This is a genomic window from Salinimicrobium oceani, from assembly GCF_012037645.1.
In genome coordinates, this window is sequence record NZ_JAAVJR010001315.1 from 1 (window position 1) to 328 (window position 328).

1 pseudogene is annotated in these 328 nt (G+C 48.5%); it reads left to right on the top strand.

Annotation, left to right across the window (positions count from 1 at the left end):
- Positions 1–328, top strand: a pseudogene (locus HC175_RS21990) (tryptophan synthase subunit beta); the annotation flags it as partial.

Sequence of the window (328 nt, forward strand, 5' to 3'; positions counted from 1 at the left end):
GATGCTGGGAGCAACCGTTGTTCCTGCAATTTCGGGCAGCCGCACGTTAAAAGATGCAACCAATGAAGCCATTCGCGACTGGATCAACAATCCGGTAAATACACATTATATTATTGGATCTGTAGTGGGGCCGCATCCATATCCCGACATGGTGGCGCGATTCCAAAGCGTGATTTCTGAAGAGGTGAAAAAACAGTTGCAGGAAAAAGAGGGTCGTGAAAATCCTGATTTTGTAGTGGCCTGTGTGGGTGGCGGAAGCAATGCCGCCGGTATATATTACCATTACCTGGACCAGGAAGAAGTGGGAATAATTGCCGTAGAAGCTGCG